We start from the raw sequence: 25,731 nt of genomic DNA, 5'->3' as shown, positions 1-25,731 counted from the left end.
CGCATTCTGCGGGACTCCTCTGGACGGCATGTCATTCAGATTACGTTCATCCCATTTCGTGGGTGACAAGACTGTGGAGAGATTTCACTTCAATCTTTGGCTGGACGCCCGGAGGAATATTGGGTGCGACATACTTCGCAAAGAATCGATCCAGTTGGTCTTTTGATTTCCATACTTCCACGATGCGCCATCCGCCCTCAATGGGATGGGCAGTGTGCATAACGAACCCATCTGCCTGCTTCAAGGGCTCTCTCAGCATCTCGATCATGTAGTCGTAGCTTTGCTGTGTCTGCCCTTGGATTTCACTGGTCAATAAAATTGTCATGGTGCGTCCTTACTGTGCGTGTTGGTGAATTTGACTTACCTGCTTGTGGCACTCTGATTAGGTACGAGGAGGCATGGCGGGTACCAACCCGTAATGCTGCATCGTGCTGAGTAACTTGGCTTTGTCCGGAGGACCGCCTGCGTTGATGATTGCGGCCATGTCTTGGAAGTATCCAATGCCGATGTCAGGCGTATTGACGACCAAGGCTCTAGCGGTCACGGCATGGGGATTGCTGAATCCATGTGTTTCACCCGGTGGTGTGGACATGCTTTGGCCCGGCTGCAAGTCGCGTGTCTCGTTTCCCACAGTAAAGCGCAAGGTCCCCTCCAGTACGACGATCAGCTCCTCGCTTGCTGCGTGGCTATGAGGCAGGGGAACGTTTGAACCAGGCGGAACCGTCAGCTCAAAACACCCCATGCGACTGGCATTGGTTGCCCCTTGCAAGTAGCGGATTTCAAGTTGCCCCACATTGACCACATTGCGGTCGCCTGGCGTTGCACTGGTTTCCATGACATACTCCCGTGTAAAGTTATTTTACGGATTTATTGTACAAAATTTTTACTAAATGACTAGTCCCACCAAAAGAATTTCTGCCTCCAAAGCTCAGAATATTGGAAAGCCACTCATAGGCGCATTGCTGCGGATTCCGCGCGAGCATGTGGTGCTGCGTATGCTGACAGCGGTGAACGAGCAAGGTTTTGACGTGTCCGCAACTGAGCTATCGGTATTCATGTACCCAGGGCCACAAGGACAACGTCCTATAGAGCTGGCCAGGCAGTGCAACATGTCACGCCAAGCCATGAATTACGTTCTAGTCGAGCTTGAAAGACGTGACTACATAAAGCGTCAAGCCGGGCCAACCTCCGCTTCCACCGTTGTCCATATCACCGAGCGCGGCACATCCATGCTGAAACTCATGCGGAACTGCGTTGAAGTCGTTGAAATGGAGTGGATGGAGCACCTCGGCAAACCGCGTTTCAACGCACTGAAGGATGCGTTGATGGATTTATCGGTGTGGTTGGGCAAGCCAGATGGCGCTTGACCGCTTCAGCGGCACTTGTGTTACGAATGCCCGGTTTGGAGCGAGCAGAATGCAAATCGCTACTTCCGGTATCAGCCTTCTGCTGACTATCCATCAGCAGCACATCCAAGGTATCTGCAATGGCTGGACTATGCTCCGTGCTCAATGTCCGTTGACGCATATAAGCCCCCGATAGCCTGTGTTGGCATCACTGGTGCAGTGTAAAAAACGCCTCTAGCGCAGGATTTACCTGCGCCAACAGCTACTATTTCAATAGCAGCAAGAAAACCTAGCCCGCCAGCTCCAATCGGGTATCAAACGTCACATACGCATCCAGCGGCTGTTTGATCAGGCCCACCTGCTGGCAGAAGTCCGCCCTGCCCTGCCGTTCGGCAATAGCCTGGGCGTTGATGGACATCTACATACCCAAACCTATGTGCAGCAACCGGTACTGCACGCACCCACCTCGCGCCGAAACCAGGCCTGCAGGTATGGCACATTTGTTCCCATGCTCACCCGCTTCTTTCACACAACCCCACTGGCTTGGTGGGGTGTTCTGCTTCCGGCGAGTGCCGGGCTGGCCTGGCTTCTGACCGCAATACATCTGCCTGCCGGGGTGCTGCTGGGCTGCATGTTGGTGGGGATTGTGCTGTCGTCCCGGGACATTCAGCTGCGCATCCCTCCTACCTTGTTTGCTATGGCGCAAGGAGTGCTCGGCTGTCTGATGGCCCACAGCCTGCAGCCGTCTGCGCTGGCCGATGTGGCGACCCATTGGCCCGTTTTTTTGCTGGTGACGAGCGCGGTCATTGCGGCCAGCGCGGTGTTGGGCTGGATCCTGATGCGCCGCAATATCTTCCCGGGCACCACCGCGGTGTGGGGGCTGGCACCCGGCGCCGCCTCTGCCATGGTGCTGATGGCAGAGTCTTACGGGGCGGATACCCGGCTGGTGGCGTTCATGCAGTATTTGCGGGTGGCGATGGTGACGGCAACGGCCGCATTGGTGGCGCGCATTTTTGCCCCGCATACCGGCCCGTCCGTGGTGGCTGGCATGCACTGGTTCACCGTGGGCAACCAAGCCAATGTGGCGTTGACGATGCTGCTGGCATTTGGGGCCGCTTTGGTCGCGCGCCGGCTGCACATTCCCGCAGGCGCCATGGTGTTGCCTTTATTGCTGGGTACCGCGTTGCAGGCGACGGGTCTGCTGGTGATCGAGCTGCCTGGTGCCTTGCTGGCTGTAGCCTACGCCTTGATCGGCTGGAGCATCGGACTGCGCTTTACACGTGCCATTTTGAAACACGCATTGCGTGCATTGCCGCATGTGATGGGGTCGATTGTGGCCTTGATGGCTTTTGGAGTCGTGATTGCGACCGCGCTGTCCTGGCTGTCCGGCATTGATCCGCTCACCGCCTATCTGGCGACCAGCCCGGGCGGCGCGGATTCTGTGGCGGTCATTGCCGCCACCAGTGCGGTGGATGCCAGTTTTGTGATGGCCATGCAGTTGGCCCGGTTTCTGATGGTGCTGGTGCTGGGGCCGCAGGTGTCCAAGTTTGTAGCCACCCGGGCGGCGTGAACGCACTGGCTGCCATACGCCGTTCCGTGCAGCCTTCGGGCTGAAGACATTTTCAAGCTTGCCTGCCTTCCCGTGGCAACATAGCCTGGGCATTATTTATGCTGCTAGCGCAGGTTCTACGTGCGCTGATAGCTACATTTTCAATAGCATTTACCCATTTCAATCAGTCAGACCCAAGCCGGCATCCAACACCCCCTGCACGTCCAACGCCTGCTGGATCCAGCCCACCAGCAGGTAGAAACCTGCAGTTCTCTGTTGATCAGCGATGACCTGGGTGTTGATGGGCACCCACTGCTGCTGGCGGCATTCAAACTGCAGCTTGGTGGCCTCGGGCGGAATGCCGATGATGCGGGCGCCGACCACCAGTCACGCCATCATCAGCGCTACAAGTGGCGCAAGCTACCGACGTACAGTGCCCATTTTCTGGCAAGCCAGTTTCAACAACCAACCAGCTTTCAAAGCTTACCCCGGGCAACTACCCAACCCGAGATGGCGTAAGCCCAAGCGGCTATTTCGCTGGTTGCATCACTCCGCGTCGGGCTGGCGCGAAGGATGGGCCGCTGCGAAAGGCGCGAGCTGCTCACATCTCTCGTAGATTCCGTTCACCAGCGGGCAATCGGATAGGTCGACCCCGAACCGTTGGGCGCTGAACACCTGGGGCACCAGGCAGCAGTCGGCCAGCGTCGGCGTGTCGCCATGGCAGAAGCGCCCCGCCTGCGTGCGCCGCTGCAGCTGTGCCTCGAAGGCCTGCAGGCCGACCGAGATCCAGTGCGCAATCCACTGCGCCTTGTTGTCTTCCGACACGCCCATCGCACCGGTCAGGTACTTCAGCACGCGCAGGTTGTTGAGTGGGTGAATGTCGCAGGCGATACCCAGCGACAGCTGGCGCACGAAGGCGCGGTCGGCGGCACGCGCCGGTAGCAGGGGCGTCTGCGGATAGACCTCGTCCAGGTATTCGATGATGGCCAGCGACTGGCTGACCTGCACGTCGCCGTCGCGCAGCACCGGCACCAGAGACTGCGGGTTGACCGCCCTGAACGCATCGGCGAACTGTTCGCCGCCATGGCGGTTGAGGTGCACAAAGACCTGCTCGGTCTCCAGGCCCTTGAGGTTCAGCGCGATCCGTACGCGGTAGGCCGCCGAGCTGCGGAAGTAGGTGTGAAGAATGCGGTCCATGTTTCAAACTCCCAAATATTGATGCACGATTTCCGGCCGGCCTTTGAGTTCGGCGGAAGTGCCGCCCCACATCACGCGGCCCTTCTCAATCACGAAATGCCGGTCGGCCAGGCCCAGCAAGGCCTTCACGTTCTTGTCGATCACGATCTGCGACAGGCCGTCCTGCTTCAGCTCCGCCAGCGCGCGCCAGATCTCGTTGCGAATCACGGGCGCCAGACCTTCGGTAGCCTCGTCCAGCACCAGCAGGCGCGGGTTGGTCATCAGCGCCCGGCCGATGGCCAGCATCTGCTGCTCGCCGCCGGACAGCTGCGAGCCAAGGTTGCCGCGGCGTTCCTTCAGCCGCGGAAAAAAGCTGTAGACCCGCTGCAGATCCCAGCGTCGGCCAGCGCCCTTGTTGTCGTCGCGGGCGGTGGCCACCAGGTTTTCCTCGACGCTGAGGTTGGGGAACACCTGCCGGCCCTCGGGCACCAGAGCCAAGCCCTGCCTGGCAATACGGTGCGAGGGCAGATGGTCGACCCGTGCTCCGGCGACGGACACGCTGCCCCCGCGCACCGGCAGCATGCCGAACAGGCACTTCACCGTGGTCGAGCGACCCATGCCGTTGCGCCCGAGCAGTGTCACCACTTCACCTTCGGCCACGTCAAAGGAAATGTCGAACAAGGCCTGGGCATGGCCATACGAGGCCTGCAGACCTTGGACGGATAAAAACGCGCTCATGCTTCAGCCTCGGCTTCTTCTTCACCCAGGTAGACCGCGCGGACTTCCGGGTGGTTGCGAATTTCATCCGGCGTGCCGGTGAACAGAACCTTGCCGTAGACCAGCACGCTGATGCGGTCGGCCAGGGCAAAGACGGCATCCATGTCGTGCTCGACCAGCAGGATGGTGTAGCGGCGCTTCAGGCGCTGCAGCAATGCCACCACGGCGGTGGATTCCTGCACGCTCATGCCGGCCATGGGCTCGTCGAGCAGCAGGAACTGTGGCTGTGCCGACAGGCTCATCGCCAACTCCAGCTGGCGCCGCTCGCCATAACCCAGATCGCCCGCGGCGGCATGCAGCCGGTGCGTGAGGCCAGTGGCTTCCAAGGACTCTTCGGCGACGCGGCGCGACTCTTTGCCGGCCAGCATCGGTGCCCAGAATTTGAACGCATGCTGGCGCGAGGCGAGTGCAGAAAAAGTGGCGTTCTCCAGCACTGAGAAGTCTTCGAAGATGGAGGTGATCTGGTAGGAGCGCAGCAGGCCGAGCCGGGCGCGCTCGTGGATGGGCAGCGCGGAGACGTCGCGCCCCTTGAACCAGACGCTGCCGCTGTCGGCGGCCAGCTCGCCCGAGAGCTGGTTGATCAGCGTGGTCTTGCCGGCGCCGTTCGGGCCGATGATCGCGTGGAGTTCGCCGTCGCCGATGTCGAGCGACACGGCATCGGTGACCAGCAGCGCGCCGTAGCGCTTGGTCAATGCGTCGGTGCGGAGTACGCTGGCCATCAGAGGGTTCCTTTCGCGTTCGTGGCACTTCCATCCCAGTCTTGCAGCAGCCCGACGATGCCGCGCTTGCCGAGCAGCGCAACGAGGACGATCAGCGGACCGAAGACCACCATCCAGTGCTCGGTGAAGCCCTTCAGCACTTCTTCCAGGCCCAGGAACACCAACGCGCCCATCAAGGGGCCGAACACCGTGCCCAGGCCACCGATGACCACGATGACGATCAGCTCGCCGGACACCGTCCAGGCCAGGGTGCTTGGCGAGGCGAAGGCGTTGAGGTTGGCCAGCAGCAGGCCGGCGACGCCGCACAGCATGCCCGACATCACATAGGCCAAGAGCTGGTAGCGCAGCACCGGAATGCCGGCCGCGCTGACGCGCCTCGCGTTCTGCTTGGCACCGCGAATCACCATGCCGAACGGTGCCACCCGCAGCCGGGCCAGGCACCAGATCGACAGCACCAGCGCGACGAAGGCCGTGATGTAGACACTCGTGGCCGATGACAGGTCCACCGGGCCAAAACGGCTGGTGAGCGTGATGGCCATGCCGTCGTCACCGCCGTAATTCTTCAGGCTGACGAACAGGAAATAGCCCATCTGCGCAAAGGCCAGTGTGATCATGATGAAGGCGATGCCACTGGTGCGCAGGCTGATGGCGCCAGTGACCAGGCCGACGAAGGCACAGACGCCCAGGCACAGCGCCAGGTGCACCCAGCCGTTGCCAACGCCATGGAAGGAGGCCAGCCCCACCGCATAGGCCCCGAGGCCGAGGAACAGCGAGTGGCCAAAGCTCACCAGGCCGCCGAAGCCCAGCACGATATTGAGCGCGCAGGCCGCAATCGCATAGATGATGATGCGGGCAAAAAATGCGACATAGAACGACTGGCCGGTAGCCTGCGCTACGAAGGGCACGGTGGCCAGCAACAGCAGCACCAGCAGTGGCACCCAGGTGCCGGGACGTGAAAACAGAGTGTGCATGGCAACTACCGGTGGGCGGGAAACAGTCCTTGCGGACGCCAGGCCAGCACCACCGCCATCAGCAGGTAGACCAGCATCGAAGCCAGCGCCGGGCCGGCCGCATCGGCCAGGGAGCGCTCGGCGATCTGCCGCAGCATGAGGGGCAGGAAGACGCGGCCCATGGTGTCGACAATGCCGACGATGAGCGCTGCATAAAAGGCGCCCGTCACCGAGCCGATGCCGCCGATCACGATGACCACCAGGGTGGTGATCAGCACCGACTCGCCCATGCCCGACTGCACCGACAAAATGGGGCCGGCCATGGCCCCGGCCAGGCCGGCCAGCATCGCCCCCACGCCGAACAGCATGGCGTTGAGCAAGCGGATGTTGACGCCCAGCGCGGCGACCATGGCCGGCTTCACCGCGCCAGCGCGGATCAGCATGCCGACGCGGGTCTTGTTGATCAGCAACCATGAGCCCACCGCCACCACCAAACCGACGACGATGATGGCAAATCGGTAGGCCGGATAGCTGAAGCCGCCGATGTCGATAGCACCACCAAGGAATTCGGGCACCTGCAGAAAGGCCGGCTGGGAACCCCAGATGATGCGCACCAGCTCGTTGAAGAACAGCACCATGCCGAAGGTGGCCAGCACGTGGTCGAGGTGGTCGCGGCGGTAAAGCCGGGCCACGGCAACGAATTCCAACGCCAGGCCCAGCAACAACGAGCCGCCCATCGCCGCCGCAACGGCCAGGCCGAACGAGCCGGTGTACTGGAAGGCGCTGGCCGCGAAATAGGCGCCCATCATGTAGAGCGAGCCGTGTGCCAGGTTGACGAAGCTCATGATGCCGAAAACCAGCGTCAGGCCCGCCGCCAGCAGGAACAGCAGTACCCCGAACTGCAGCCCATTGAGCAGCTGCGCAAAAACAAGCATGGTGCTCATGGCGTCACTTCAGCGCGCATTGCGCGTGGTAGGCGTCGGACTGGTTCACCAGCGGCGTGGCCACCAGCTTGCCGGCGACGGTGCCACCTGTCTTGACGGTCTCGAAGGCGTAGTAGTTCTGCACCGGCAGGTTGTTGTTGTTGAAGGCGAACGGGCCGCGCACGGACTTGACTTCATTGCCGGCGGCCTTGACGGCGGCGGCCAGGGCGTTCGCATCTCCGGGCTTGGCCTTGGCCAGTGCGATGTTCAGGATGTTGGCTGCGTCATACGCAGTTGCCGCGTAGGCGCTGGGCGTGCGCTTGTACCTGGCCTCGAAGGCGCTGGCGAATTTTTTGCTTTCCGGCGTATCCAGGGCCGCATCCCACATGGCGCCGCTGACGCTGCCGATAGCGGCATCGCGCAGGCCTGGAAGGGTCGTGCCGTCTACCGTGAACACCGAATACAGCGGCAGCTTGCCCATGAGGCCAGCCTGTGCCATTTGTTTGACGAAGTTCACCCCCATGCCGCCGGGGTAGAACACAAACACCGCGTCGGGCTTGGCCGCCTGCAGCTGGGCCAGTTCGGCCGAGTAGTCGGGCTGATTCACCTGGGTGTAGACCTCGTCAACGATTTGGCCCTTGAAGTAGCGCTTAAAGCCGGTCAGCATGTCTTTGCCGGCCTGGTAGTTGGGCGCCATCAGGTAAACCTTCTTCACGCCCTTGTCCTGCGCGTATTTGCCCATGGCCTCGGCCGCACCATCGTTCTGCCAGGCGGTGGAGAACACGTTGGCCTTGCAACCCGCACCCGCCAGCGGCGACGGGCCGGCGTTGGTGGCAATAGCCACGGTGCCGGACTCGGCGATCCGCGGCAGGCTGGCCATCAGCACATTGGAAAAACTCAGTCCCACGATGGCGTCGACCTTGTCCTTGTCGATGAACTTGCGCACGATCTGCCCGCCGATCTCCGGCTTGAGCTGGTCGTCTTCCTTGAGCACCGTCGTGGCCTGGCCACCTAGCTTGCCGCCCAGTTGCTCAAGCGCCAGCATGAAACCGTCCACCTGGTCCTGTCCGACAACAGCCACCGGCCCGGACAGCGGCGCCATCAGGCCGATGGTCGCCGCCGTGGCGAAGGGGTTACCCATCGCAAGCGTCGCCCCGATCAGAGCGGCGAAAGCGGTACGGCGAAAAGAGGTCTGTAGTGTCTTCATTTTTTTGTCTCCTGCTATAAAAGTGGGGGAACGGAACGCGGTCAGTCGCTCAGTTTCAGAAAAACGCGGCCGCCTTCGATGCGGACCGGGTAGCTGCGCACGTCTTCGACAATGGGCGCACAGGTGCCGCGTCCATTGCGGATGTCGAACTTGCCCTGGTGCAGCGGGCATTCGATTTCATAACCGTCGAGGAAACCGTCGCACAGGCGCGCCTGGCCGTGGGTGCAGGTGTTGTCGGTGGCGAACACGCTGCCTTCGACCTTGTACAGGGCCAGGTCTTTACCGGCGACCTGCAGGCCGATCACGTCGTCTTCTGGCACGCCGTCTTCGTCGGCGGCGTCAATCCATTGGGAATCACTCATGGCAATCACTCACGGCATTTAGATGGGATAGATGATGGAATTCGGGATCATTTCGCTGTCGTACACGCAGTGGCGCGATGCGAACTTCAGCCCCGCGGGGGTGCGCACGATCACGTCGAGGTAACGACCGACGTTGAAGACGGTCGATTCCTGCGACAGCTTGGTGCGGAACACGGCGTAGTTGGCTTCGGTCTCGAAACGCTCGGCCTCGACCTTGCGCAGCAGCGGCGCCCCAATGACGTGGCGCTGGTAATACGGGTCATGGAACAGCGTCTCGCGGATGCCGTAGGCGCGGTCTTTGAGCATGCCCTTGCTCTCGAAGAACAGCGTGGCCAGCGGAAAGCCACGCTCGTGGTTCTCGCGCGGAATCAGTTTGTAGATGCAGTCGTCGGTGAAGAACTCGGGCCACAGGTCCCAGTCGCCGGAATCAACGGCCTGGGCGTAGTCGACGTAAAGCTGCGAGATCTGCAGGTAGTCGGCGAAGACTATGTTCACAGCGGTGCTCATACCTCCGCCTCCATCACTTCGCGCCAATATGCGTACATGCCGCGGATCAGCGTCTCGGTGACCATGTGGTCGGTATCCTCAACCGTGCGGCCGCCAAGCTCGGCCAGGGTGCGGTGAAAGGGCTTTTGCTCGAAGCCCTGTTGCGAGAACTCGATGACCTCGCCATCGTCGGCCGACACGAAGCCAGCCGGACCGAACAGGTTGGCCTGGCGCAGGCGGCGCTGCGTCATCTCTTCGCTGTCGTCCTCGAAGCCGAAGTGTGTCCAGACGAAATCGAAGGCGCCGTGGCCATCGGGCTGGATGTGCCGCGTCGACACGCTGTTAACCTGCTGCTGCAGGATGACGCTGGGAAACAGCGTCATCATCACGGCGGTTGGCCCATTCCACCAAGGCTCGGGCACGATGTCGAGAAAGCGCGGGTCGTTGAGCGCCATGCTCTCCTTGAAGCTGGACACTTGCGTGACCTGGTCGGCTCGGCCGGACTGGCCGCGGGTGGAGACCATGGCTGCATGGCGGTGCCTGGCGTCCATCTTCAGCTCGCTCTTGTTGTCGGCGCGCCAGAGGCCGAAGGTGACGAACCAGGTGTGCAGCAGCCCGGGGTGGTAGGGGTCCTTGATGTTCTCCTGCATCAGCTTCCAGTTGCCCGGAATGCGCTGGCGGTTGTAGCCCAGGATCTTCAGTTTGCGCCCATCGAAGAGCCGGTCGAAGTAGCCGAGGATGACCGGGCCGAGGAAGTCTTCGAAAGACTCGACCTCATGGTCGAAGCTGGCGAAGACGACGCCGCCGCGCGTGGCCACCTTGAGCTTGGTCAGGCCATGGTCGGTGGTCTTGAAATCGGCGGGCATGCCGCCGTTGACCTTGCCGTCCTGCTTCACGCCACGGCGAAACGGCACACCCTGCAAATCGCCCTTGAGGGTGTAGCTCCACTGGTGGTAGGGGCAGACGAATTCCTTCTTGTTGCCATGGCGTTCACGGCAGAACTGCATGCCGCGGTGCGCGCAGACGTTCTCGACCACGCTGATGCCGCCATCGGCGTCGCGCACCATGATGACCGAGCGTTCACCCACCACCGTGCGTTTGTAGTCGCCAGCGTTGGGCACTTCGGCTTCCAGGCCGACGTAGTTCCAATGCGCCTTGTAGAAGAAACGCTCAAGTTCTTTCTTGTGTTGATCGGGGTCGGTGTAGGCCATAAAGGGAATGCGGCTCGTGCCTTCCGACTCCCAATGGATCTTTACGGGAAAGGTGGGGGTGGATGTGGTCATCTCTTGTCTCCTTGGATCGAATGCGTTGCCACTGCTCAGCCTTTCAAGCCCCGACGCTCACCGTGATGCCGACCAGGCCGGCGATGTCGCCCTGCATCACGTCGCCCGCCACCACCGCATTCACGCCTTCGGGTGTGCCGGTCATGATGAGGTCGCCAGGCTCCAAGGTTTCGTATTCGCTGAGATAAGCGATGCACTCGGACACCGACCAGATCAGCTTGGCCACATCGGACGACTGACGCACGCCACCGTTCACGAGGACGCTGATGGTGCCCTCGGCGATGTGCCCCACATCGGCCACCTTGGAGATGGCTCCGATCGGCGCCGACAGCGCGAAAGACTTGCCGAACTCCCAGGGCCGGCCCTTGTCGCGCGCCTCGAGCTGCAGGTCGCGGCGCGTCATGTCCAGGCCGGTTGCGTAGCCATAGACGTGGTTGAGTGCATCGGCCACGGCGATGTTCTTGCCACCCTTGCCGATGGCAACGACGAGTTCGATCTCATGGTGGAAGTTGGCGGTCTTGGGCGGATACGGAATGCGCGCTGGCGACGCGGCATCGACCGCCGCGTTCGCAGGCTTCATGAAGAAGAAAGGCGGATCGCGATCAGGGTCCTTGCCCATTTCGCGCGCATGGGCGGCGTAGTTGCGGCCCACGCAGAAGATGCGGTTGACCGGGAAGCGTTCGGCTGTGCCGGCCACGGTGAGTGAAGGGATGGCGGCGGGTTGGATCACATAGTTCATGGGGTGTGTTCTCGAAGGGAAAAAGTAAAATCAGAGGCGCTGTTCGCGCCACAGGCCGAGGGCCTGCTGCACCGGGCGGTCGGAGTAGCTGAACAACACGGTCTCGGGCCCGGCGCGGAACTGGTGGCTGTGCCAGGACGGCACGACGATCACGTCGTTCTCTTCCAGGCGGAAGCTCTGGCCCGCCACGCTGGCCTCGGCGCTGCCGCGTAGGCATACGTACACCGTGCCATCGGTGCAGCGGTAGGGCCGCGTCTCGAAGCCCGCCGGAATCAGCTGCGAGAACGCGGCCATCGTTGGCATCGGTGAGCGGCCGGTGGCCGGATTCACGTAGCGCTGCTTGTGGCCGAGATGGGCATCGGGCGTGCCGCTGGCAATCGCCTGCAGCGAGGCCAGCGTGCGCTCCCAAGGGTAGACAAACACCTTGGTCGGCTCCACAGGCTGCTGGTAAAAGTCGACCGGAACCATGTTGGCGCCATAACGCGCCAGCGCATCGCCTTCGGGGCGCGCCACGGCCTGGTAGGCGCTATCGCTCTTCTCGGCAAAACCGGCGTCGAGGAAACGCACGATGGGGATGTCGAGGCCGTCGAGCCAGACCACCGGCTCATTGCCGAGGTTGCCATGGTCGTGCCAGGTCCAGGCCGGGGTGATGATGAAGTCGCCACGGCGCATGGTGGTGCGCTCGCCGTCGACCGCGGTGTAGGCGCCCTCCCCGTCCAGCACCAGGCGCAGCGCCGATTGCGTGTGGCGGTGGGCCGGCGCGACCTCCCCCGGCATGATGAGCTGCAGCCCGGCATACAGCGACTGCGTGATGCAGGACTGGCCGCGCAGCGCCGGGTTCTCGAGGATCAGCACGCGCCGCTCGGCCTCTTCCGCACTGATCAGGCGACCTGCCTCCATCACGCTGTTGCGCACGGCGGCGTACTTCCACTGGTGCGGCACGGCCGGGGACTTGGGCTGGTGCGGCACCAGCGCGCCAAGCACCTCCCAGAGCGGCGTCATGCTGTCGATGCCGATGCGGTCGTAGTAGGCCTTGCGTTGCTGCTGGGCAGTAGGGTCGAGATTGTTGGCGTTCATGAAAAATCCTGTGAAGGGTTCGACTCAGGTGCCGTTGGCATAGAAAGCATCGGCGTAGATCTGCGAAGGCAACACGCCCATCTGGCGCACCAGCAGCGTTGTGGCCTCCACCATGGGCGGCGCGCCGCAAAGGTAGGCACGGAAGCCGTCGAGATTGCGCCAGTCCTGGGCGATGGCCTCGGTCACCAGGCCGGTACGGGAACCGGGCGCCGTGCCCGAAGTCACCGCCACATGCACCTTCAGTTGCGGGTGCTGGCGCTGCAGCGCGGCCAGCCATTCGCGGCCATAGATGTCGCGTTCGGAGCGCACACCAAAATACAGGTGGATCGGGTTCTGCATGCCTTCGGCGATCACGCCGCGAATGATGGACAGGATGGGCGCCAGACCGGTACCGCCGGCAACACACAACATCGGACCCTCGTGCTTGCGGCGCAGATAGGCCGAGCCCAGTGGGCCGCTGACCCGCACCGCATCGCCCACCTTCAGCGTATGGGCGATGTAACCGGTGACGCGGCCCTCCGCCACCAGGCGCACATGGAATTCCAGTTCGCCGTCGGCATGCAGGCCGGCCATCGAATAAGGCCGGCTGTGGTCGGGGGTGAACTGGAGCTGGGCGTACTGCCCCGGAGAAAACTCGATCGGCTTGGCCGGCTTCAGGCGAATGCGCTTGATGTCGTGCGTTTGGTCCTCAATGGCGACCACGGTCGCCTTGACGATCTTGGCGGTGTGCACCACCACCTCGTCGGGCTCGGGAATCTCAACCGTGCAGGATTCGGTAAGAAAGGTCTGGCAAGCCAGCACGTAGTGCTCGTCATCTCCGCCCGGGCGCTGTGTTTCGCGGCCCGACTCGAGCACCTCGCCTTCGACCACCTTGCAGCGGCAGGTGCCGCAGCGTCCGGCCAGGCAGCTGTACGACACCGGCACGTCGTTGGCGCGCAATGCGTCCAGCAGGTTCACGCCGGCATCGACGCTGATCCGACGCTGCAGGGGGCGCACAAAAATTTCCATGTTCTTCTGTCTGTCCGTTGTCTCGTGGGGAAATCCGGGCGGCCATGCGTCCATGCATCGCTGCTCTGGAGTGATGATCGGCGGCACCATAAAATCAGTCAATGCAATGAGATCAATGATCTATATCATTTAAATCAATATTTAAGCGAGGCCGAAATGGAGCTGAAAGACATCGACCTGAACCTGCTGGTCATCTTTAACCAGTTGCTCAAGGAGAAAAGGGTTTCCAAGGTGGCCGAGAACCTGGGCCTGGGCCAGCCCGCCGTCAGCAACGCACTCGCGCGCCTGCGCAAGCTATTCGGCGACGAGCTCTTTCTGCGCACCCCGACCGGCATGCAGCCCACGCCTTTTGCCGACCAGTTGGCGGAGTCGATCGGCTATGCGCTGAGCATGATCCACAGCGCGGTGAACGCGCGCAGCTCTTTCGACCCGGCCCACAGCAAGCGCAGTTTTTCCGTAGGCATGACCGACATCGGTGAAATCTATTTCCTGCCGCGGCTGATGCAGCGCATCCAGGAAGTGGCGCCTTCGGTTTCGATCAGCACCGTGCGCAACACTGCCGTCAACTTGAAGGACGCCATGGAAGGTGGCCAAGTCGACTTGGCCATCGGGCTGCTACCGCAGCTCAAGGCCGGGTTCTTTCAACGGCGCCTGTTCGTCCAGCGCTACGTCTGCCTGTTCAGGAAGGGCCATGCCCTGGACAAAAAAACTATCCGTGAGTCGGAATTCTTCGCGGCCGACCATGTGGCCGTGGTCTCGGCCGGCACCGGCCACGGCAAGGTCGATGAGATCCTCGACAGCAACTCACCCCAACGGCGGGTGAAACTCAAAGTCCCGCACTTTGTCGCGATTGGTCACATCTTGCAGACCACCGACCTAATAGCGACCGTACCAGAGCGGCTTGCCGAGCGCATGGTCGAACCCTTCAACCTCAAATACGTCACGCATCCGGTAAAGCTGCCACAGATTGGCATCAACCTCTTCTGGCATGCGAAGTACCACAAGGATCCGAGCAACCAATGGCTGCGAGGTTTGATAGTGGATATGCATGCCGACTGATTGCATCTAAGAGTGGATAGCAGATGCCTTTTGTCGTGAATCGCGTGTCGTACGTTTAACGATGACAGGCTTTTGTTAGCCGCTGTAAGTCGGCGTCCTAGCTGACCAGTCCAAAGCCCGTGTCAAAAGTCCCCTTCACGTCCAACGCCTGCTTGATCAGGCCCACCTGCTGGTAAAAATCTGCCGTGCCCTGTTGGTCGGCGATGACCTGGGTGTTGATGGGTATCCACTGCTGCTGGCGGCGTTCGAACTGCAGCTTGGCCGCCTCGGGCGGAATTCCGATGATGCGAGCCAGCGCGGCCGAATAAGCGTCCACATGCTTGTACGACCATTGCTGTGCACGCACCACGCGCTGCAAAAAGTCCTGCAGCACCGCACGCTTGCTGGCGATGGCCGTGTCGGTGGCGGCCAGGTAGCTCAGCCCGGGCAGCAAGCCGCGCCCGCTAACCAGTACGCGCGCGTGGCGGCTGGTTTCGGCCAGGGCGGTATACGGCTCCCAGGTAGCCCAGGCATCCACTGAACCCTGGGTCAGCGCCAGCTTGGCATCGGCCGGGGCCAGGAAGCGGAAGTTCACGTCTTCGGCCGCCAGCCCAGCCTGGGTGATGGCCTTCAGCGTGATGTAGTGACCTATGGAGCCACGGTTGGTGGCCACGCTGCGGCCCTTCAGGTCGGCCGCCCCCTTCAGTGGCGAATCGGGCCGCACCAGCACTGCCGTGCCGTAGGAGTCGGAGCGGTTCGCGCCGATGGCCTTCACCCGTGCGCCAGCGGCCAGCGCGAAGATCAGTGGGGCATCGCCAATAGGACCGGAATCCACCGCCCCGGCGTTCAGCGCCTCGGCCAGCGGCGCGGCGGCCGGGAACTCAGACCACTGGATGTCGTAGGCAATGCCATTCAGGGCGCCCGCTGCTTCCAGCAACGCGCGCAAGCCCCCCTTCTGGTCGCCGGCCTTCAGCACGGGGCGTGTCTGCGCAAAGACGGGCAGGGCCAGCGCGGACGCTGCGCCCACCGCATGGGTCAGAAACTGGCGACGGCGGTTCGGTGGTGTGTGCATAAAACTTGGCTTGAATTTCAATATTAATGACGGTGCCCAACGATGGGCTGCTGCTCAGTCCAGCAATTCGGGCTCGGCTTCGACCAAGCCCTCATACAGGCTTTCAAAGGCATGCAGCGCGCCCTCGGGGCCACCAATCTGGCTGTGCGTGTGCCGTGCCACCGCCTCGTCAATCGGCTTGGGCGTGCCGGCGGCTTCGGCCAACAGCTGGGTGTGGCAGGCGTTCTCCAGCGCGATATACCACCAGGCGGCGGCTTCTACGCTGGGGCCTGCGGTCAGGATGCCGTGGTTTTGCAGGATGGCGCCCTTGCCGTCGCCCACAGCCTTGGCGATGCGCAGGCCCTCACTGTCGTCCACCACCATGCCGGTGAAGTCGTCGAACAAAGCTATGTCGCCGTGGAAAGCGCAGCTATCTTGCGTCAGCGTGTCCAGCTTGCGGCCCAGGGTGGACCAGGCCTTGCCATAGATCGAATGCGTGTGGGCAGCGGCGATGATCTTGGGGTTGTATTCATGGATGGCCGCGTGGATGGCGAACGCGGCCTTGTTCAGCGGCCGGTCGCCAATCACGGTCTCGCCCTTGGCGTTGACAAGCAGCAGGTCCGACACCTTGATACGCGAAAAATGCAGGCCCAGCGGGTTTACCCAGAAGTGGTCCGTCAGTTCCGGGTCGCGGGCGGTGATATGGCCGGCCAGCCCCTGCGCAAACCCGAAACGGGCGAACAGGCGGAAGGCGCCTGCCAGGCGCTCCTGGCGGTGGCGGCGCTCAGCCTCCACGGTGGTACGAGGCGCAAGTGGGTCAAACCAGAACTTCTGCTGCGGGCGGGGGTTGAAGCGCAGTTGGGTAGATGCCGCAGTACGGTCGATGGACAGCACGGCACTCATGCTGCTTTCCTTTGCGCGGCGATGCGCTCTGCCACCAGGGCACGGGTGCGCGGAATCAATTCACGGCCGTAGTCAATCGCATCTTCCAGCGGGTCGAAACCACGGATCAGGAAGGTGGTCACGCCCAGGTCGTAATAGTCCAGCAGGGCGTCGGCCACCTGCTCGGGCGTGCCGACCAGCGCCGTGCTGTTAGAGCGGCCGCCGATCTCCTGCGCAATCGCGGTCCACAGGCGTTTGTCGAGGCGCGTACCCTTGTCGGCCGCAGCCAGCAGGCGCTTGGCGCCCTCGCTCTGCTGCGGGCCACCGCGGCCAAAGCCCTGCACCACACGCAGGCGCTTGGTCTCGGCCAGAATGGCTTCGGCACGCGCCCAGGCCTTCTCCTCCGTCTCGGCCAGGATGGGACGGAACGAGACCGAAAAGCGTACCGTGCGGCCATGCTTGGCGGCCTCGGCACGCACGCGGGTAGTGAGTTCACGCACTTGGTCCAGGGACTCGCCCCACAAGGCATATACGTCTGCATGTTTGCCCGCCACCGGAATCGCCGCCTCCGACGCACCGCCGAAGTACACCGGTACATGCGGCTTGCCGTTGTATGACTGCACCGGCTTCACCTCGGAATAGGCATTCTTGGCGTGGTAGTGCGCGCCCTGGTGGTCAAAGGGCTTGTCGGCCGTCCAGACCTTGCGCAGCACATCCAGGTATTCATCGGTACGCGCGTAACGTTGGTCATGGTCCAGCCAGTCGCCATCGCGCTGCTGCTCTTCGTCCGAGCCGCCCGAAATGTAGTGCACCGCCAGCCGGCCGCCGCTGAACTGGTCCAGCGAAGCAAACTGGCGGGCGGCCAGCGTAGGGGCCACAAAACCAGGACGGTGTGCCAGCATGAAGTGGATGCGCTCGGTCACAGAGGCTGCGTAGGCGACGGTCAGCGTGGCATCCGGGCTGGTGGAATGGTGGGGCACCAGGATGCGGTCAAAACCCGCTTCTTCATGCGCCTGGGCAAAGGCGCGTACGTAGTCGCGGTCGATGGAAGGACCACGCGCCGCATGGATCTCCGAGACTTTCTGGCTTTGGATCATGCCAATGAATTCAATAGGGCCGTAGCTCATGAAAAGTGCTCCTTGAAGTAATCAGGTATGGGATGTGAGTGAAGGAAGTTGGTAGGTTCAGGCAGCAGCGCGTGCCGCCAGGGCCTTGCCAAAGCTGCGCTCCCAGAACGGGGCCACTGTGACGGGCCCGTCCAGCACGCCCAGGCGCTGGAAGGTGTCGGCCACATCCTGGTGGCTTTGCACAATGGTGTCGTTGACGGGGCCCAGGCTGTAGTCGGTGCTGCGGCCATTGAACAGCTCCACCAGATCGCCCACCGGCACCCGGGTCTCTGCCGCCTGGGCGCGGGCATAGGACAGATAGTTGGCATTGGCCCAGACGTAGGAGCGCTGCAGCCGCAGCAAAAAGTCCGTGATGGCGGCATGGCGGCGCGGGTCGTCCACAGCGCGCGGATTCGCATACACCGGGAAGTTGCCGGACAAATAGCCCAACCCTGTTTTGATGGGACGGGCGCCGTACTGCGTACGCGCAATCTGCCCGTTGTAGCCGTAGATGGCCCAGGCATCCAGATCGCCACGTGCGAAGGCCGAAAGCGCGTCGGCCGGGGTGAGGCTGACGGCCTGGATATCGTTGAACCCTAGGCCTGCTTCGGCCAATTGCTTGCTCAGAAAATAGTGTGCCGTGGTAGCACGCACATAGCCCACGCGCTTGCCCTTGAGATCGGCAATCCGCTGAATAGGCGCATCCTTGCGCGCCAAGGTGACCTGGTTGTTCAGGTCCTCGCGGGTAGCGGCGATGAAGCGCACATTGGCCTTCTGGCGCGCAGCGAAGACTGCCGGAATTTCGCTGCCCGAGCCCACGTCCAGTGCGTCGCCATTGATCGCCTCAATGTGTAGCACGCCATTGTTGAGTTCACGCCAGTCGATACGGTAAGGCGTGTCAGCCTGTCCGGCGGCTTGCAGCAAGGGCCGCCACAGACCTTTGTAAGTACCGATGCGCAGAGTCACGCCGGAGAGGTCTGCCGTAGCGTTGGCAGCATACGCGCCACCGCCCACAGAAGCCATTGCACCCAATGCAGCGGTTTGCAACCACTGGCGTCGCGACCACCCTGAAAGCGGCGGCACGGTAGCGTGGAATCGGGAAGATTGCATGGTAATGAAGGCTTTGCCGCAAGTACGAAGAAGCCCTCAGCGTAAGCCGCAGATGCCGATGTGCCAACGTAGAAAGTCGCACATCGATATGCAAGAAACTTTGTTGTACTGCGTAGGCGCAGCGCTTAACTTCGCCACCATGTCTTCCACTAGCTTGCATCGCTTCGCCGCAGCGCCCACACCATTGGGAAGCGATGCGCTCCCAACGTTGGCGCCGTACACATCGGCACACAACCCCGTGCTGCTCGCACAGCTCTCGGCCCAGTTCGCGGCCGGCGCCGCACACCTGGATGCGAGTGCCGAGTTTCCGCACGACAACTTCGCCACGCTGCAGCAGCATGGTTTGGTGGGCTTGCTGGCACCGGGTGCCCTGGGTGGAAGTGCCGCCACGCTGAGCACTGCGCGGCGGGTGATCGCAGCGGTGGCCAAGGGTGAACCGGCCACCGCCCTGGTACTCACCATGACCTATCTGCAACACCTGGCACTGCGCAGCAGCGACTGCCGCTGGCCGGTGGCGGTGCGCGAGCAGGTGCTGCGCGACGGCGTGCAAAACGGTGCCCTGATCAACGCCCTGCGCGTCGAACCCGCACTGGGTTCACCGGCGCGCGGTGGCCTGCCGGACACCGTGGGGACAGTCACCGCAACGGGCTGGACGCTGAATGGGCACAAGCTCTACACCACCGGCATCGCCGGGCTGCGCTGGCTGTCGGTATGGGGTCGCACCGACGAAGCCACGCCACGCGTGGGCAACTTTCTGGTGCCGCGGGATGCGCCCGGCGTGCGCGTGGTGGAGAGCTGGAACCACCTGGGCCTGCGCGCCTCGGGTAGCCACGAGGTGGTCTTTGAAAACGTGCACATTGCACCCGAGTTTGCAGTCGATCTGCGGCCGCCGGCCGGTTGGTCTGAAAGTGAGGATCTGGCCAAGCACTATGCCACCCAGCAGGCCTGGATGGGCGTGCTGCTGGGCAGCATCTACGACGCCGTAGCCCGGGCGGCATACGACTGGGTGTGCGAATTTCTGCATACCCGCAGCCCCGCCAACTTGGGGGCAGCACTGGCCAGCCTGCCGCGCGTGCAGGAGCATGTGGGTGAAATCGCCGCGCTGCTGCACAGCAACCGCGTGCTGCTGGCGCATGCGGGTAGAGAGGTGGACGCAGGGCGCACACCCTCGCCCAGCGAAAGCGGCCTGTTGAAGTACACCACGACCAATAACGCCATCCGCGCGGTGGAGATTGCGCTGCAGCTCAGTGGCAACCACGGGCTCACGCGGCACAACCCACTGGAGCGCCACTACCGCGACGTGCTGTGCGGCCGCGTGCACACGCCGCAGAACGACTCCGCGCTGGTGGCCGCAGGCAAATCCGCCCTACAGGCCTCGACTTCTTAAACATCCGCCAACCGAAGACATCAATGCCCACTAAAAACACCCCTCTCCCCACGCGCAGGCACCTGCTGCAACAAGGCCTGTCCATGACCGGCCTGCTGGGCCTGGGCGCAACGACCCTGCCCGTGCAAGCGGGCAGCACCATAGCCCCCGGCACCACGCTGGTTCTGGGCGACCAGGCAGGCGGCCTGCGGGCCCTGTTCGACGCATCAAAGGCCCTGGAGGGCGCACCTTATAGCTACCGCTGGGCCAACTTCCAGGGTGCGGCACCGCTGTTCGAGGCGCAGCGCAGCGCGGCGGTGGATACCGCCATTGCCGGCGACTTGCCAGTACTGGCTGCTGCCGTAGGCCGCACGCCGCTGAAGATAGTGGCCACCCGCGTCGGCCTGCCTGAATCGCTGGGCATCGTGGTGCAGACAGACTCGCCCATACGCAGCGTGCGTGATCTACGCGGGCGCAGCGTGGTCGTGTCGTCGGCGCGCGGCAGCATTTCACAGTACCAGCTGTATGGCGCGCTGGAGGAGGCCGGTGTCGGCCGTGAAGAGGTGAATGTGCGCTTTGTGTTGCCAACAGACGCCGCCATCGCCTTTGCTTCCCGTCAGATCGATGCTTGGGCGATTTTTGATCCCTATTACGCAGTCGCCACACAGCAAGGTGGCCGCATCTTGCGCGATGGACGCGGCATCAACTCTGCGCTAGCCTTCATCACCGCCAGCGAGCCTGCATTGGCCGATGCCAACAAGCGCGCCGCAATTGCCGACTTTCTTGCCCGGTTGGGCCGCGCGGGCGAATGGGCCCAGGCCAATGCCGAAGCCTTTGCCCAGATCTACAGCCAGTTGACGCGCTTGCCGCTGGACAATGCGCGTACGATCACAGCGCGCGCGGCGGTCAGCAGCCGGCCGGTCAGCGAAGCCGACGTGGTCGCCTTGCAAAAAGTGGCCGACCGCTCGGCCCGCGACGGTATTCTGCCCACGCGCGTGGACGTCCGCGCCATCACCGATGCCCAGGTGTGGACACGCTGAACGACCCTGCCCTACACCGCCCATGAACACCAACCCCATCGCACCGCTGCGCGAATTTGTGACCGCCTTCGGGCGCTTGCTGGAACGCGAAGCCGACGAACCCCGCATTCTTGAACAAGGCAGTGCACTGCTGCGCACGCTGGTGGCACAAGACGGCTGGCTGCCCGCAGCCTATGCAGAACCCCACCCCACGCACTACCGGCAATACCTGCTGCACGCGGACTCCACCGAGCGCTTCTCGGTGGTGAGCTTTGTGTGGGGGCCGGGCCAGGCCACACCCGTACATGACCACACAGTGTGGGGCCTGATCGGCATGCTGCGCGGGGCCGAATACAGCCAGCCCTGGCGCCTGCAGGCCGATGGCCGCAGCGTGCCCGACGGTACCGGCATACGGCTGGACCCAGGCCAGGTAGAAGCCGTATCACCACGCATAGGTGATATCCACCGCGTGCACAACGTCTACGACGACCGCGTATCCATCAGCATCCATGTCTATGGCGCCAACATTGGCGCCGTACAACGCCATACCTATCCCGCCGACGGCGGGCGCAAGCCCTTTGTCTCCGGCTACAGCAATACCACCCTGCCCAATCTCTGGGACCGCTCCTTGGAACTTAGACAAGCATGACCGCCTCTCTATCCTTTTCCGACATCCGCGCGCACTTGCTCGCCCGTCATGAAATCGCCCTGCTCGATGTGCGCGAGGAGGACCCTTTCGCGCAAGAGCATCCACTATGGGCTGCCAATCTGCCCCTGTCCCGCATAGAACTGGAGGCCTGGCGCCGCATTCCGCGCCGCGACACGCTAATCGTGGTCTATGGCACCCATGACGGAGTTGACCTTGCGCCCCTGGCAACCCAACGACTGCAAGCTCTGGGCTATACCCAGGTACATCTGCTGGAGGGCGGACTGGAAGGCTGGCGCACCGCCGGTGGCGAGCTGTTCCGCGACGTCAACGTGCCCAGCAAATCCTTTGGCGAGCTGGTGGAACACGAGCGCCACACGCCGTCACTATCGGCCCAGGAGGTAAAGGCCCTGATCGATGCGAAAGCCGACGTGGTGGTGCTGGACGCGCGCCGTTTCGACGAATACCAGACCATGAGCATCCCCACCGCCACCAGCGTACCGGGGGCCGAGCTAGTGCTGCGCGCGCGGGAGCTCGCGCCCGACCCAAAGACACAGATCATCGTCAACTGCGCAGGCCGTACCCGCAGCATCATCGGCACCCAGTCCTTGGTCAATGCCGGTCTGCCCAACCCGATAGCAGCCCTGCGCAACGGCACCATAGGTTGGAAGCTCGCCGGCCAGCAACTGGACCATGGCGCGGCCCGCCAGGCCCCCGTACCCGACGCAACGCACCTCGCTACGGCCCAAGTCCAGGCACGCAGCGTAGCCGAGAAAGCCGGCGTACGGTGGATTGCGCATGGCGCGCTGGCTTCGCTGGAAGCACCTGGGCGCACCGTCTACCGCTTTGACGTGCGCACACCGGAAGAATATGCGGCCGGCCACATTCCCGGCTTTGGCAGCGCCCCTGGCGGACAGCTAGTACAGGAGACCGACCACCACGTGCCCGTGCGCGGTGCCCGTATTGTTCTGGCGGACAAAGACGGCGTACGCGCCCCCATGAGTGCGTCCTGGCTGGCCCAGATGGGCTGGGAGGTCTATGTGTTGGAGAAGCCGGCAAGCTCTCTCTTCAGCAAGCAAGGTGCAGAAGCTGCTACGCACGCACCAGAGCCGAGTACCCCAGAAATCACGCCGGCCGTGCTGGCGCAGTGGCTGGATGAAAACCCCAGCTCGGTCGCCTTGCTCAATGTAACCACCAGCGTAAACCACGTTAAAAAGCATATTCCTGGCGCCTGGTTTGTCATCCGTGCGCAACTGGCGCAGGCGCTGGACCGCATTCCTGCGGCGCCGCGCTATGTGCTGACCTGCGGCAGCAGCTTACTGGCGCGTTTTGCCGAACAGGACCTGCGCGCGCTGCTCCAGGAGCGTGGCAGCGACGCCGAAATACATGTGCTGGCGGGTGGCAATGCTGCCTGGTTTGCCGCAGGCCTACCCACGGCAACCGGGGAAGAGCGCCTGGCCGTGCCACGCACCGACCGCTACCGCCGCCCTTATGAAGGCACGGATGCCCCTGCCGAGGCCATGCAGGCCTATCTGGACTGGGAGTTTGGCCTGGTGGCGCAGCTGGGCCGCGACGCCACGCACCATTTCAAGGTAATTTAAGAAAGCAGCACCTTGCCACTGGGTGCTGCTCGGGATGCGACGGACTTCGAAAAATCTTCCTCGGCTCAAGCCGCTTTCAGTCCCGCGCCTTGAATGGCCTCCAGCACGGCCGGCTGCAACCAGCGCTTGAATGCCAGGCCACAGGCCAGTCCCAGGCTGACCCAGAAGCTCAACGCCACCCAGCTGGTAGCCCAGATGAACTGCTTGCCCAGCGTCTCCAAAGCGGCATGCGCCTCGGGGCCGAAGCCAGCCAGGGCGTCGCTTTCCAGTTCGGGCGCGCCCACCACGAAAGGCAAGGCCAGCAGTGCGGCGGCTGCGATCCAGCGCCAGGCACCGCGGCCGAAGCCCAGTACGGCGCACGCCAAAGCGGCACTACCCACCGACAGAACCCACCAGAGCTGACGCGCATGCAAAGGCGCGGCTTCCATGCCCGGTACTTCGGCATGCAAGCCGAGAGAGGGCCAGAGGTTGAAGCTGATGCCACCCGCTGCAGCCACCAGGCAGGCCAGCGGCAACGACGCCAGCTGGGTGCCACGCTGGTACAACCACACACCCATCACCGCAAATACCAGCAAAGCCATGCTGAAGGCGTGCAGCACATTGGCCACCCAGGTCCAGCCAATGCGTTCGGCACCGTTTTCAGGCTCCCATTCCTTGCTTGTACCGTGCTCATGTTCGGCCACAGCCGCCCCGGCATGCGCAGGTGCCGTCAAGGCATCGACAGGCGCCGGTACTTCCGCCTTCTGATCTTCATACACCTCGGCCGCCAGGATCAGCGGCGCGGCCTGCCAGCGCTGAACGCCGGTTTCCACGCTGCCCACCACTAGAGCGACGGCCAAGCCGGCCCATACTAATTTTTGAAAAATCATCTCTTCCCCCGGTATTCAAATGTCGTAGACCCAGGTCATAGCCAGAGCGCACGCCTCCCAAGGCATCCGTGGAACTGGCTTTGCCAGGCCACTGGATGCGCCCCCTGCGTGTCGCATCGGTTTTCTAAACCGATGCGAGGGGGGTTGGCGAAAACGCGCAGCGTGCAGCCTGGGGGTGAGCCAAATCAATGGCAAGGCTTGACGGTGATGTGGCGCACGTCGTGTGCGGCGTTATGCATCAGCGGGCTTTCGGCGAATGCCACGCCGTAGAGAACCACCATGCCCAGCGCCGCAGCTGCGGCCAGTTGAAGAAGAAGGCTGCGCGCTGCGCTGCGGGTACCGGCTGCGTCGGGTGTCGTGGTGTGGGTGGTTTCGGTCATAGTGCTCTCCATTGAAAAACTTAAAACAGTAAATACGCATTTATGCCGCCAAGGGCGGTATGCGCGCCAATATGCCGTTCCGCAGGCGCGTGGGCCTGTCATTGCGCAACAGCGTACCGTCAGGTGCTTGGGAGTGCAACTGGGCGCAGGCCACAATGTGCTGGGCCGTTTCAGTATCTGCCGCCAAGTCGCCAAAGTAATACAGGTACTTGCCGGCAGCCTGGAAGGTGACGGTGCAGGCACGGTTGCAGCCCGTCATGCATTCCACGCCGCGTATGCGCACCTGGGCCAACTGCGCAGGGTCAACATCCCATGCGGCGATCTGCACGGCTTCAAACAGCGCGGCACCGGGCGCGGGCTGGTCGCGCGGCACATCAGCAGGCCGGCAAGTCGTGCAAACAATGACTTCGGTTATCGGTGCGGGTACGGCGTTCAGGTTCGTTTCAGTCATACATCCATCTCATACATAAGCCTGGGCCACCCGGTGTTCGGCGCCCCAGCGTGCCGCCCAGGCGGCACAACGGCCGAGTGCGCGCCGTGGGTCTTCAAAATCCACAATCACGGTGTGCGCCGCACCTTGGGGAGCGGCTGGCTGCTCCAGCGTGCGGCCATCGGTCAGCAGCCATAGCACAGGCTGTCGCGACTTGCACAGCGCGCTTTGTGCTGCGGCCAAGGCCTGCACCAGGGGTGTGCCACCTCCACCGCCACGTTGCCGTACGCGCATGGCACCCGCGGCACGGGCCGGACCGGGTGGCAGCAGCCACTCCACGCCCGCACCACCAAAGCACAGCAAGCCTACATGCTCACCCGCGCGCGCAGCCTGTTCTATCAGCTGCGTCGCAAAACCCTTGGCCAGTGCCAGCCGCCCGCCTTGGCGCATGGAGCCCGAGGTGTCCAACACGATCAGATGCAGTTGCGGCGGTGTGGCCAGCAACGGACGGCGGCGCAAGTGCGCGCGCGACAGCGGCTGGGGCCCCTTGGCCAGCAGAGTAGGCAACCAGGCAATCGTGCCAGTGGTTTGCCCGGCAGGGGCTCCTGCTTGCGCGGGTGATGGATGCAAT

Annotated in this window: 31 protein-coding genes and 1 pseudogene; 7 read left to right on the top strand and 25 right to left on the bottom strand. The window is 63.0% G+C overall.

The features are described from left to right. Positions 1–46: 46 nt before the first annotated feature. Together AC07R0_RS04805 and AC07R0_RS04800 are read right to left on the bottom strand one after the other, a co-directional pair. Positions 47–325: a hypothetical protein gene (locus AC07R0_RS04805; protein WP_315232622.1), complete on the bottom strand. Its 279-nt coding sequence runs from the start codon at positions 323–325 to the stop codon at positions 47–49. A gap of 57 nt (positions 326–382) precedes the next feature. Further along, positions 383–835 carry a cupin domain-containing protein gene (locus AC07R0_RS04800; protein ID WP_495104001.1) on the bottom strand — a complete coding sequence of 151 codons (453 nt, stop codon included), beginning with the start codon at positions 833–835 and terminating at the stop codon, positions 383–385. Positions 836–890: 55 nt separating this feature from the next. On the opposite strand from AC07R0_RS04800, the gene AC07R0_RS04795 reads away from it, so the two are divergent. Continuing rightward, entirely contained in the window at positions 891–1,367 is a 477-nt protein-coding gene (locus AC07R0_RS04795; protein WP_495104000.1) for a MarR family winged helix-turn-helix transcriptional regulator, read from the top strand. A 268-nt stretch (positions 1,368–1,635) separates the two neighbouring features. On the opposite strand, the gene AC07R0_RS04790 is transcribed toward AC07R0_RS04795, so the two are convergent. After that, on the bottom strand, positions 1,636–1,764 hold the full coding sequence (locus tag AC07R0_RS04790) for a hypothetical protein (RefSeq protein WP_495103999.1): 129 nt from the start codon (positions 1,762–1,764) through the stop codon (positions 1,636–1,638). Between the two features lie 90 nt (positions 1,765–1,854). On the opposite strand from AC07R0_RS04790, the gene AC07R0_RS04785 reads away from it, so the two are divergent. Next, a complete protein-coding gene (locus tag AC07R0_RS04785) occupies positions 1,855–2,916 on the top strand; it encodes an AbrB family transcriptional regulator (RefSeq protein WP_495103998.1) in 1,062 nt (353 codons plus the stop codon). A 159-nt stretch (positions 2,917–3,075) separates the two neighbouring features. On the opposite strand, the gene AC07R0_RS04780 is transcribed toward AC07R0_RS04785, so the two are convergent. The 14 genes and pseudogenes from AC07R0_RS04780 to AC07R0_RS04715 form a co-directional block, all read right to left on the bottom strand. Beyond that, positions 3,076–3,279 carry a hypothetical protein gene (locus AC07R0_RS04780; protein ID WP_495103997.1) on the bottom strand — a complete coding sequence of 68 codons (204 nt, stop codon included), beginning with the start codon at positions 3,277–3,279 and terminating at the stop codon, positions 3,076–3,078. Between the two features lie 162 nt (positions 3,280–3,441). Then, entirely contained in the window at positions 3,442–4,092 is a 651-nt protein-coding gene (gene maiA / locus AC07R0_RS04775; protein ID WP_495103996.1) for a maleylacetoacetate isomerase, read from the bottom strand. Between the two features lie 3 nt (positions 4,093–4,095). Next, entirely contained in the window at positions 4,096–4,809 is a 714-nt protein-coding gene (locus AC07R0_RS04770) for an ABC transporter ATP-binding protein (RefSeq protein WP_495103995.1), read from the bottom strand. Beyond that, complete coding sequence (locus AC07R0_RS04765; protein ID WP_495104247.1) at positions 4,806–4,952, bottom strand: ABC transporter ATP-binding protein C-terminal domain-containing protein; 147 nt, start codon at positions 4,950–4,952, stop codon at positions 4,806–4,808. The genes AC07R0_RS04770 and AC07R0_RS04765 overlap by 4 nt, the downstream gene beginning before the upstream one ends. 99 nt (positions 4,953–5,051) lie before the next feature. Continuing rightward, positions 5,052–5,498 (bottom strand): annotated as a pseudogene (locus tag AC07R0_RS04760) (ATP-binding cassette domain-containing protein); the annotation flags it as partial. A gap of 68 nt (positions 5,499–5,566) precedes the next feature. Beyond that, entirely contained in the window at positions 5,567–6,538 is a 972-nt protein-coding gene (locus AC07R0_RS04755) for a branched-chain amino acid ABC transporter permease (protein WP_495103994.1), read from the bottom strand. 5 nt (positions 6,539–6,543) lie between these two features. Continuing rightward, entirely contained in the window at positions 6,544–7,461 is a 918-nt protein-coding gene (locus AC07R0_RS04750; RefSeq protein WP_495103993.1) for a branched-chain amino acid ABC transporter permease, read from the bottom strand. Between the two features lie 4 nt (positions 7,462–7,465). Then, a complete protein-coding gene (locus AC07R0_RS04745) occupies positions 7,466–8,647 on the bottom strand; it encodes an ABC transporter substrate-binding protein (RefSeq protein WP_495103992.1) in 1,182 nt (393 codons plus the stop codon). Between the two features lie 41 nt (positions 8,648–8,688). After that, a complete protein-coding gene (locus tag AC07R0_RS04740; RefSeq protein WP_495103991.1) occupies positions 8,689–9,009 on the bottom strand; it encodes a non-heme iron oxygenase ferredoxin subunit in 321 nt (106 codons plus the stop codon). Between the two features lie 18 nt (positions 9,010–9,027). Further along, on the bottom strand, positions 9,028–9,516 hold the full coding sequence (locus AC07R0_RS04735; RefSeq protein WP_495103990.1) for an aromatic-ring-hydroxylating dioxygenase subunit beta: 489 nt from the start codon (positions 9,514–9,516) through the stop codon (positions 9,028–9,030). Further along, on the bottom strand, positions 9,513–10,778 hold the full coding sequence (locus AC07R0_RS04730) for an aromatic ring-hydroxylating dioxygenase subunit alpha (protein WP_495103989.1): 1,266 nt from the start codon (positions 10,776–10,778) through the stop codon (positions 9,513–9,515). The genes AC07R0_RS04735 and AC07R0_RS04730 overlap by 4 nt, the downstream gene beginning before the upstream one ends. Before the next feature lie 43 nt (positions 10,779–10,821). Further along, complete coding sequence (locus tag AC07R0_RS04725; RefSeq protein WP_495103988.1) at positions 10,822–11,517, bottom strand: fumarylacetoacetate hydrolase family protein; 696 nt, start codon at positions 11,515–11,517, stop codon at positions 10,822–10,824. Positions 11,518–11,547: 30 nt separating this feature from the next. Then, a complete protein-coding gene (gtdA, locus tag AC07R0_RS04720; protein WP_495103987.1) occupies positions 11,548–12,594 on the bottom strand; it encodes a gentisate 1,2-dioxygenase in 1,047 nt (348 codons plus the stop codon). A 24-nt stretch (positions 12,595–12,618) separates the two neighbouring features. Further along, positions 12,619–13,602, bottom strand: a complete 984-nt coding sequence (locus tag AC07R0_RS04715) for a 2Fe-2S iron-sulfur cluster-binding protein (RefSeq protein WP_495103986.1) — start codon at positions 13,600–13,602, stop codon at positions 12,619–12,621. Positions 13,603–13,758: 156 nt separating this feature from the next. Between AC07R0_RS04715 and AC07R0_RS04710 the strand changes: the two genes are divergently transcribed. Beyond that, on the top strand, positions 13,759–14,661 hold the full coding sequence (locus tag AC07R0_RS04710; RefSeq protein WP_495103985.1) for a LysR family transcriptional regulator: 903 nt from the start codon (positions 13,759–13,761) through the stop codon (positions 14,659–14,661). A 97-nt stretch (positions 14,662–14,758) separates the two neighbouring features. Here the strand turns inward: AC07R0_RS04710 and AC07R0_RS04705 are convergent, their stop codons facing one another. Genes AC07R0_RS04705 through AC07R0_RS04690 form a run of 4 tightly spaced genes read right to left on the bottom strand, consistent with a single transcriptional unit; the run spans position 14,759 to position 18,762 of the window. Beyond that, on the bottom strand, positions 14,759–15,712 hold the full coding sequence (locus AC07R0_RS04705; RefSeq protein ID WP_495103984.1) for an ABC transporter substrate-binding protein: 954 nt from the start codon (positions 15,710–15,712) through the stop codon (positions 14,759–14,761). Between the two features lie 54 nt (positions 15,713–15,766). After that, complete coding sequence (locus tag AC07R0_RS04700; RefSeq protein ID WP_495103983.1) at positions 15,767–16,594, bottom strand: class II aldolase/adducin family protein; 828 nt, start codon at positions 16,592–16,594, stop codon at positions 15,767–15,769. Then, positions 16,591–17,700 carry an LLM class flavin-dependent oxidoreductase gene (locus tag AC07R0_RS04695; RefSeq protein WP_495103982.1) on the bottom strand — a complete coding sequence of 370 codons (1,110 nt, stop codon included), beginning with the start codon at positions 17,698–17,700 and terminating at the stop codon, positions 16,591–16,593. The genes AC07R0_RS04700 and AC07R0_RS04695 overlap by 4 nt, the downstream gene beginning before the upstream one ends. A gap of 57 nt (positions 17,701–17,757) precedes the next feature. Next, complete coding sequence (locus AC07R0_RS04690) at positions 17,758–18,762, bottom strand: ABC transporter substrate-binding protein (protein WP_495104246.1); 1,005 nt, start codon at positions 18,760–18,762, stop codon at positions 17,758–17,760. Positions 18,763–18,928: 166 nt separating this feature from the next. On the opposite strand from AC07R0_RS04690, the gene AC07R0_RS04685 reads away from it, so the two are divergent. From AC07R0_RS04685 to AC07R0_RS04670, 4 genes are read left to right on the top strand one after another with little or no spacing between them, the layout of a single operon-like run. Next, entirely contained in the window at positions 18,929–20,176 is a 1,248-nt protein-coding gene (locus tag AC07R0_RS04685; RefSeq protein WP_495103981.1) for an acyl-CoA dehydrogenase family protein, read from the top strand. A gap of 23 nt (positions 20,177–20,199) precedes the next feature. Further along, complete coding sequence (locus AC07R0_RS04680) at positions 20,200–21,195, top strand: ABC transporter substrate-binding protein (RefSeq protein WP_495103980.1); 996 nt, start codon at positions 20,200–20,202, stop codon at positions 21,193–21,195. Positions 21,196–21,217: 22 nt separating this feature from the next. After that, positions 21,218–21,823 (top strand): cysteine dioxygenase family protein, encoded by a 606-nt coding sequence (locus tag AC07R0_RS04675; RefSeq protein WP_495103979.1) that lies wholly within the window; start codon positions 21,218–21,220, stop codon positions 21,821–21,823. Next, on the top strand, positions 21,820–23,421 hold the full coding sequence (locus AC07R0_RS04670) for a rhodanese-related sulfurtransferase (RefSeq protein ID WP_495103978.1): 1,602 nt from the start codon (positions 21,820–21,822) through the stop codon (positions 23,419–23,421). Before AC07R0_RS04675 ends, AC07R0_RS04670 begins: the two co-directional genes overlap by 4 nt. Before the next feature lie 65 nt (positions 23,422–23,486). Here the strand turns inward: AC07R0_RS04670 and AC07R0_RS04665 are convergent, their stop codons facing one another. From AC07R0_RS04665 to AC07R0_RS04650, 4 genes are all read right to left on the bottom strand, one after another. Continuing rightward, positions 23,487–24,290 (bottom strand): CbtA family protein, encoded by an 804-nt coding sequence (locus AC07R0_RS04665; protein WP_495103977.1) that lies wholly within the window; start codon positions 24,288–24,290, stop codon positions 23,487–23,489. A 185-nt stretch (positions 24,291–24,475) separates the two neighbouring features. Beyond that, positions 24,476–24,670 (bottom strand): CbtB domain-containing protein, encoded by a 195-nt coding sequence (locus tag AC07R0_RS04660; protein ID WP_495103976.1) that lies wholly within the window; start codon positions 24,668–24,670, stop codon positions 24,476–24,478. A gap of 40 nt (positions 24,671–24,710) precedes the next feature. Then, a complete protein-coding gene (locus AC07R0_RS04655; RefSeq protein ID WP_495103975.1) occupies positions 24,711–25,121 on the bottom strand; it encodes a DUF1636 family protein in 411 nt (136 codons plus the stop codon). Between the two features lie 9 nt (positions 25,122–25,130). Then, positions 25,131–25,730, bottom strand: coding sequence for a vWA domain-containing protein (locus AC07R0_RS04650; RefSeq protein WP_495103974.1), 600 nt, complete (start codon positions 25,728–25,730; stop codon positions 25,131–25,133). Position 25,731 lies beyond the last annotated feature (1 nt).

This window comes from Rhodoferax sp. GW821-FHT07F03, from assembly GCF_059418745.1.
This window is presented reverse-complemented; position numbering and strand designations above follow the sequence as displayed.

What these genes read in the sequence shown, in the direction of transcription:
- AC07R0_RS04805 (WP_315232622.1), bottom strand. Translation starts at nt 325, where the DNA reads ATGACAATTTTATTGACCAGTGAAATCCAAGGGCAGACACAGCAAAGC.
- AC07R0_RS04800 (WP_495104001.1), bottom strand. Translation starts at nt 835, where the DNA reads ATGGAAACCAGTGCAACGCCAGGCGACCGCAATGTGGTCAATGTGGGG.
- AC07R0_RS04795 (WP_495104000.1), top strand. Translation starts at nt 891, where the DNA reads ATGACTAGTCCCACCAAAAGAATTTCTGCCTCCAAAGCTCAGAATATT.
- AC07R0_RS04790 (WP_495103999.1), bottom strand. Translation starts at nt 1,764, where the DNA reads ATGTCCATCAACGCCCAGGCTATTGCCGAACGGCAGGGCAGGGCGGAC.
- AC07R0_RS04785 (WP_495103998.1), top strand. Translation starts at nt 1,855, where the DNA reads ATGCTCACCCGCTTCTTTCACACAACCCCACTGGCTTGGTGGGGTGTT.
- maiA (WP_495103996.1), bottom strand. Translation starts at nt 4,092, where the DNA reads ATGGACCGCATTCTTCACACCTACTTCCGCAGCTCGGCGGCCTACCGC.
- AC07R0_RS04770 (WP_495103995.1), bottom strand. Translation starts at nt 4,809, where the DNA reads ATGAGCGCGTTTTTATCCGTCCAAGGTCTGCAGGCCTCGTATGGCCAT.
- AC07R0_RS04765 (WP_495104247.1), bottom strand. Translation starts at nt 4,952, where the DNA reads ATGGATGCCGTCTTTGCCCTGGCCGACCGCATCAGCGTGCTGGTCTAC.
- AC07R0_RS04755 (WP_495103994.1), bottom strand. Translation starts at nt 6,538, where the DNA reads ATGCACACTCTGTTTTCACGTCCCGGCACCTGGGTGCCACTGCTGGTG.
- AC07R0_RS04750 (WP_495103993.1), bottom strand. Translation starts at nt 7,461, where the DNA reads ATGAGCACCATGCTTGTTTTTGCGCAGCTGCTCAATGGGCTGCAGTTC.
- AC07R0_RS04745 (WP_495103992.1), bottom strand. Translation starts at nt 8,647, where the DNA reads ATGAAGACACTACAGACCTCTTTTCGCCGTACCGCTTTCGCCGCTCTG.
- AC07R0_RS04740 (WP_495103991.1), bottom strand. Translation starts at nt 9,009, where the DNA reads ATGAGTGATTCCCAATGGATTGACGCCGCCGACGAAGACGGCGTGCCA.
- AC07R0_RS04735 (WP_495103990.1), bottom strand. Translation starts at nt 9,516, where the DNA reads ATGAGCACCGCTGTGAACATAGTCTTCGCCGACTACCTGCAGATCTCG.
- AC07R0_RS04730 (WP_495103989.1), bottom strand. Translation starts at nt 10,778, where the DNA reads ATGACCACATCCACCCCCACCTTTCCCGTAAAGATCCATTGGGAGTCG.
- AC07R0_RS04725 (WP_495103988.1), bottom strand. Translation starts at nt 11,517, where the DNA reads ATGAACTATGTGATCCAACCCGCCGCCATCCCTTCACTCACCGTGGCC.
- gtdA (WP_495103987.1), bottom strand. Translation starts at nt 12,594, where the DNA reads ATGAACGCCAACAATCTCGACCCTACTGCCCAGCAGCAACGCAAGGCC.
- AC07R0_RS04715 (WP_495103986.1), bottom strand. Translation starts at nt 13,602, where the DNA reads ATGGAAATTTTTGTGCGCCCCCTGCAGCGTCGGATCAGCGTCGATGCC.
- AC07R0_RS04710 (WP_495103985.1), top strand. Translation starts at nt 13,759, where the DNA reads ATGGAGCTGAAAGACATCGACCTGAACCTGCTGGTCATCTTTAACCAG.
- AC07R0_RS04705 (WP_495103984.1), bottom strand. Translation starts at nt 15,712, where the DNA reads ATGCACACACCACCGAACCGCCGTCGCCAGTTTCTGACCCATGCGGTG.
- AC07R0_RS04700 (WP_495103983.1), bottom strand. Translation starts at nt 16,594, where the DNA reads ATGAGTGCCGTGCTGTCCATCGACCGTACTGCGGCATCTACCCAACTG.
- AC07R0_RS04695 (WP_495103982.1), bottom strand. Translation starts at nt 17,700, where the DNA reads ATGAGCTACGGCCCTATTGAATTCATTGGCATGATCCAAAGCCAGAAA.
- AC07R0_RS04685 (WP_495103981.1), top strand. Translation starts at nt 18,929, where the DNA reads ATGTCTTCCACTAGCTTGCATCGCTTCGCCGCAGCGCCCACACCATTG.
- AC07R0_RS04680 (WP_495103980.1), top strand. Translation starts at nt 20,200, where the DNA reads ATGCCCACTAAAAACACCCCTCTCCCCACGCGCAGGCACCTGCTGCAA.
- AC07R0_RS04675 (WP_495103979.1), top strand. Translation starts at nt 21,218, where the DNA reads ATGAACACCAACCCCATCGCACCGCTGCGCGAATTTGTGACCGCCTTC.
- AC07R0_RS04670 (WP_495103978.1), top strand. Translation starts at nt 21,820, where the DNA reads ATGACCGCCTCTCTATCCTTTTCCGACATCCGCGCGCACTTGCTCGCC.
- AC07R0_RS04665 (WP_495103977.1), bottom strand. Translation starts at nt 24,290, where the DNA reads ATGATTTTTCAAAAATTAGTATGGGCCGGCTTGGCCGTCGCTCTAGTG.
- AC07R0_RS04660 (WP_495103976.1), bottom strand. Translation starts at nt 24,670, where the DNA reads ATGACCGAAACCACCCACACCACGACACCCGACGCAGCCGGTACCCGC.
- AC07R0_RS04655 (WP_495103975.1), bottom strand. Translation starts at nt 25,121, where the DNA reads ATGACTGAAACGAACCTGAACGCCGTACCCGCACCGATAACCGAAGTC.